Raw genomic sequence first — 5,815 nt, forward strand, 5'->3', positions numbered from 1 at the left:
TTACCAATCCCACATTGTGCCGTCTTCCAGCCGCGCCACCGGCAACTGTTTAGGCGAATACGGAAACCGCGCCGCCAGCTTTTCATCGATGTCCACGCCATGCCCCGGCGTTTCACCGCAATGCAGTCGCCCGTTGCGGAAGACGTAATCGTGCGGAAACACCTCGTTGGTCTCGTCGGTGTGGAACATGTATTCCTGGATGCCGAAGTTCGGCACCCATGTATCGAAATGCAGCGCCGCGCCCATGCACACCGGCGACAAGTCGGTGGCGCCATGGAAGCCCGTGCGCACCTGATGCAGCGCTGCAAAATCCGCCAGGCGACGCAGATGCGTAATGCCGCCGCCGTGCACGATGGTAGTGCGGATGTAATCGATCAGCTGGTTCTCGATCAGGTGCTTGCAATCCCAGATCGAATTGAACACCTCGCCCACCGCCAGCGGCGTGGTGGAGTGCTGCCGAATCAGTTCGAACGATTTCTGGTTTTCCGCCGGCGTGGCGTCTTCCAGCCAGAACAGGCGATACGGCTCCACGCTGCGTGCAAGCCGCGCCGCTTCGATCGGCGAGAGGCGATGATGCACGTCGTGCAGCAGATGCACATCGTTGCCGTGATCGGCGCGCACACGCTCGAACAGCTGCGGCACGATATCCAGGTACTGCGGTGTCGACCACACGGTTTCCAGCGGGAGCTCGCTTTCCGCCGGCTCATAGGCTTTGCCGCTGGAAATGCCATAGGCCTTCTTGACGCCCGGCACGCCGCATTGCGCGCGCACGGCAAGAAAACCCTGTTCGATAAAGCGGCCGACCGCGTCACTGGCTTCGGCAATGTCGCGTCCGTTGGCATGGCCGTACACCAAGGCGCCTTCGCGCGAACGTCCGCCGAGCAATTGATAGATCGGCATGCCGGCAAGCTTGCCGAGGATGTCCCACAGCGCCACGTCCACGGCGGCAATGGCGGTCATGGTGACCGGCCCGCGCCGCCAGTACGCACCGCGATAGAGGAATTGCCAGATGTCCTCGATACGGCCGGCATCGCGGCCGATCAGGTTCGGCACCACGTGATCCTGCAGATACGAGGCCACTGCCAGCTCGCGCCCGTTGAGCGTGGCATCGCCCAGGCCGGTGATGCCCGAACGTGTTTCGATCTTCAGCGTGACGAAGTTGCGGCCAGGGCAGGTGACGATGACGCGCGCATCGACGATTTCACGATCGCGGTGGGAGCCGTGTGAGGTGGTTTCAGAGGTTGCGTTCATGGCGGTATTCAATGGGTTGACGTGATGGTCAGCTGGAATGGACCGGCCGGCATGCCGGCCTGGTCGAACAAGGTGCAGATCGGACTGTCGGCCCAGCAGTAGCGCACGCGCGTGATGTTCTGTGCGGAGGCTTGCGCATGCAGTACGACCTGGTTGCCGCGAATGTCGGCCAGGGCGTAGTGACAGGAGCCGGGCTGGTCGCCGCACAATTCGAAGCCGATCGGGTTGTCGGCGCTGTAAGCAACGAGCTGGCCGGTGACGTCGTTGAAGGTGAGCATCACCGTGTCGCCATTTTGCTGTGCCGATGCCGGCGTGGGGCCGGAAGGCGGCAACGCTTCGCCATAGATCACGTGGCGTGCGGCACGCGCGAGGCGGCGTCCCAATTCCTGCTTGTTAGCCGGATGGATGTCGTAGCGCTCGCCGATATCCACGGATACGGCGAGGGCGGAGTGCGGATCTTCCGCCGCCACCACGCGCTGCGCTTCGCGCACGTCGGCCCAGCCGCTTTCACTCGGGTGCGTCGGCGACGGGCCATAGCTCGACAACTGCGCGATCAAGATCGGCAAGTTGGCGCCGAAACGTGTGCGCTCATCCGCGCGCCATGCTTCCAGCAGCTTGCGATAACTTGCAGCGTCGCCGGTATTGGATTCGCCCTGGTACCACAGCTCACCGCGGAGACCGTAGTGGCCAAGCGGCGCGATCATGCCGTTGTAGAGCGTGGTCAAGCCGGACGTCGATTGCCATGGCACGTTCGGCGGCGGCCCATAGGCTAGCGGTACCACTTTGTATTGCCAGGCATCAAGCGGCACGTTGGAGCCATCGCCCAAGTGCAAGACATGTTGCGATGCCGGTCCGTAGATGCCGCCATCGCGATAGGTGTTGAGCACGTTCACGGCAATCAGATTCTTGCCTACGTGCAGCACACCCGACGGTATCGCGTAGCCGCGCACATCACCGTTGCCATAACCGGTGCCGACCCAACGCCCGTTGACCCAGGTCTGGTCGATTTCGTTGGCGGTAAAGTTGAGTACGGCGTGCTGCGCGGCCTGTGCTTGGGTCAAGGTGACGGTGGTGCGATACCACAGCATGCCGGTGAAGTTGGCGAGTTCCGGTTTGCCCCAGTGCTGCCACGCACCCTTGTCGATGGGCGCGGCGAACCAGCCGTTATCGGTGACGTCGGCCGCGTTCCATGGCTCGTCGTTCTTCGCGATGCCGGGACGCGAACGCCACCATGCCTGCCACACACGGCTCCATTGCTGGCCGGCATGCGTCGGATCCTTGCGGTATTCGGCGAGCAGATCCAGCGACGTGTCATAACCGCCGACCTTGCGCAGTGCAGCCTCGCTCATCCATGGCTCGATGCGCGAGCCGCCCCACGCGGCAACGATCAAACCCATCGGCACGGGTACGTCTTTCTGCAGTTCGCGCGCGTAGAAATAGCAAGCAGCGGAGAATTCGGCCACGGTGTTGGGCGTCGTCTTCAACCAATGATCGGAAGCGGGGATGCTGTCCAGCGGTTTGACGCTGCTGATGTCGTCCACGGTCAGTACGCGGATGCGGTCGTTGGATGCATCCTGCACTTCGGCACGCGCATCCAGCGCCCGCTTCACCGGCAATTGCATGTTGGATTGGCCGGAACACAGCCATACGTCACCCACCCATACGTCATGGATGGTTTGCGTGTCGCCGCCGGCCGTGGTGACGGTGAGCGTGTAAGGTCCACCAGACGACTGTGCCGGTAGCGATGCGTGCCAGCGTCCATTGGCGTCGGCTTGCGCGTGAATATCTTGACCGGCAAACGAGAGGGTCACCGCTTCGCGGGGCTTGGCGTGCCCCCATATCGGATCGGCTTGGTCGCGTTGAAGAACGACGTGATCCTGGAACAAGGGATTCAACAGCGGCGCTTGCTCATCGGCAGCCTGCGCCGCCTGCACACCCACAAGCACCAGCAGCACGGCCATCGCGCCGCGACGTTTGATCTGCGACAACTTGCTCACCATGACGAGTGTCCCGGTACGTAATGGAATGACAGCGATTCGTAGTACGACAGCGGATGCGGCGGCGGTGCAAAGCCGGGCGGCAATGGCAGGCCGGAAACCTGCTGGAAATACGCGATGCAGGCATCGCGCCACCACTGCGCTTCGCGTTCCTGGATGGCGAGGAAGGTAGCGGCCTTGCGGTAGCGGTCGGCGTCGATATGGCCGTCCAGATGGCGCCATGTTTCGCGCATCTTTTTTACGTCATCCACACCCTGCGTGTAGTGCGCCACCAGTTCGTACCACAGCGTGTTGCCGGAGCGCATGCGGTACTCCCACGGCACATGGTGGAACCACAGCAGCACGGTTTCCGGCGTCTGTTTGACGTCGTTGAATTGCGCGGCGATCGGCGGTGCGTATTGATCCGCCGCATCGCTGCCGGTGCGCGTGCGATCGAAGCCGACCCCCAAGTGATCCGCGCGGTGGTAATAGGGCGGTTGCCAATCCGCACGCGCCAGGCTCTTGTCCCATGGCGCGGGACCATAGTGATGGCCGGGTCCCATCAAGTGCGCCAGGCCCAGCGGCGTCATGTAATCGACGGCAGCTTCCCGCGAACCCATCATCATGTCGACCACGGGTTTGACAAAGGCGATGTCGTTGCTGAAGGTCATGCGCACCCATTCTTCGGCGATGGCGCGCGCCGAGAGCGTGGGGTTCCAGGCGAGGCGGCCGAATACGTACCAGTTGGCCTGGTTGAAATCGGAACCGCACCAATCGCGATCGGTACCGACGTTGGCGACACCGGCGATGCCGCTCAGTGCATGGCCGTCCAGAGTGCCGTCGATCACCTTCGCCACGGTGGAACCCTTGCCTTTTGCCATCGTGTCGGATGACAAAACTTCCTCGTACAACGGGCCGAGATAGACCAGGTGCGTGGCGAAGCCGAGGTACTCCTTGGTGATCTGGAACTCCATCATCAACGGCGTCTTCGGCATCGCACCGAACAAAGGACTGAACGGCTCGCGCGGCTGGAAATCGATCGGGCCGTTCTTTACCTGCAACAGCACGTTGGCGTGGAAGCGGCCGTCGAGCGGCTTGAATTCGCTATAAGCCTGCTTGGCGCGATCGTCAGCACTGTTCTGCGAATAGACAAACGCGCGCCACATCACTACGCCGCCGTGTGGCGCAAGCACGTCGGCAAACAAGTTCGCGCCATCCGCATGCGTGCGCTTGTAATCCTGCGGGCCGGGTTGGCCTTCGGAATTGGCCTTGACCAGGAAGCCGCCGAAATCCGGAACAAGCTTGTAGATCTCGTCGGTCTTCTCGCGCCACCAGGTTTTCACAGCGGGATCGAGCGGATCGGCCGTCTTCAAGCCACCGATTTCGATCGGCGCACTGAAGCGCACGCTGAGATATACGCGGATGCCGTAAGGACGAAATACATCCGCCAGCGCCGCCACCTTCTTCAAGTACGCGGGCGTAAGGATCAGCGCATCGGCATTGACGTTGTTGAGCACCACGCCGTTGATGCCGATCGAGGCATTGGCGCGCGCGTAATCGGTGTAGCGCGGCGACGTCCAGTCCGGCAGTTTCCACCAATCCCAGATCGACGCACCGGCATAGCCACGCTCGACGCTGCCATTGAGGTTGTCCCAGTGATCAAGCACGCGCAGCTCGATGCGCGGCACCTCGGTGATATCCAGGTGATCGATGGATTGCTCGGTCTGCAGCAGGCGCAAGAAGTGGAAGCTGCCGTACAGCACGCCGAGATCGTCATTGCCGACGATGGCGGTCACGGGATGGCCATTGAGCGTGACGCTACGGATCACGTAGCCGTCTTTGCCGAGCTTGGACGTATCCAGGTGCAGTTGCGCGATAAGCGATGATGAAGCCGGCGTGCCGGCGACGATCGCGCCGTCGCGGGTCACGGCGTCCGACACTGGCGGGGCGGCGCCCAGCAAGCCGTTCAAGCCGCGCAGCAGTTCCGCACGGGCGGCTGCGCGCGTGGGTGTGGCGTCGTTGGCGATCAGTTGTGAGGCGTGGTTCTGGTCGCGTTGGATTTCCCCGGCGGGAAGCGCGTGATAGCGCAGCCACAGTTCATAGCCATCTTCGGCATGTGCTGGCGCCATGTGCAGCAGCGCACCGAGCATCAGTACCGCCACGGCGAGGGTTCGGAAAAATAGCCATAAGGCGGCTCGGCCATCCCGATTCAAGGAGGCCTTTATCGCCCGACGCGCCCAGTTCGTCATTCCAGCGAAAGCTGGAATCCAGTGCCTTCCCGCGCGAAAGTCGCTGGATTTCGCGCGCCTCAACGCCGAGCACATCCATGTGCTCTCCCCGCGTGCCAGCTTTCGCTGGAATGACGGTGGATAAGCTTCTGCGTGCGGAACGACTCCATCCCTTCCCGCTACTGTTATCGCTAACATATGCAAAAATGCGCTCATATTCGCTTTGAACCCACCGACGATTTCAACCGTGACCACGTTGCGTTGCTGACCGCGGCAGATTCGCCTGAAAGGAAACGACCTTGAAGAGGACAGACAAGAAATCGGTGCGCCGCAAAGGCGGCGCCGTCACCATCGATGAAG

General features: G+C 62.1%; 3 protein-coding genes. All 3 read right to left on the reverse strand.

All coding sequences use genetic code 11. The features are described 5' to 3' along the window. Genes manD through VJR68_RS14640 form a run of 3 tightly spaced genes read right to left on the reverse strand, consistent with a single transcriptional unit; the run spans position 1 to position 5,440 of the window. Positions 1 to 1,251, reverse strand: coding sequence for a D-mannonate dehydratase ManD (gene manD, locus VJR68_RS14630; RefSeq protein ID WP_324148815.1), 1,251 nt, complete (start codon positions 1,249 to 1,251; stop codon positions 1 to 3). An 8-nt stretch (positions 1,252 to 1,259) separates the two neighbouring features. Next, positions 1,260 to 3,239 (reverse strand): sialate O-acetylesterase, encoded by a 1,980-nt coding sequence (locus VJR68_RS14635; protein ID WP_414647794.1) that lies wholly within the window; start codon positions 3,237 to 3,239, stop codon positions 1,260 to 1,262. Positions 3,240 to 3,244: 5 nt separating this feature from the next. Then, positions 3,245 to 5,440 (reverse strand): alpha-glucuronidase family glycosyl hydrolase, encoded by a 2,196-nt coding sequence (locus VJR68_RS14640; RefSeq protein WP_414647793.1) that lies wholly within the window; start codon positions 5,438 to 5,440, stop codon positions 3,245 to 3,247. Between the last annotated feature and the right edge of the window lie 375 nt (positions 5,441 to 5,815).

The organism is Dyella sp. (assembly GCF_035277725.1).
Classification (GTDB): domain Bacteria; phylum Pseudomonadota; class Gammaproteobacteria; order Xanthomonadales; family Rhodanobacteraceae; genus Dyella_B.

What these genes read in the sequence shown, in the direction of transcription:
- manD (WP_324148815.1), bottom strand. Translation starts at nt 1,251, where the DNA reads ATGAACGCAACCTCTGAAACCACCTCACACGGCTCCCACCGCGATCGT.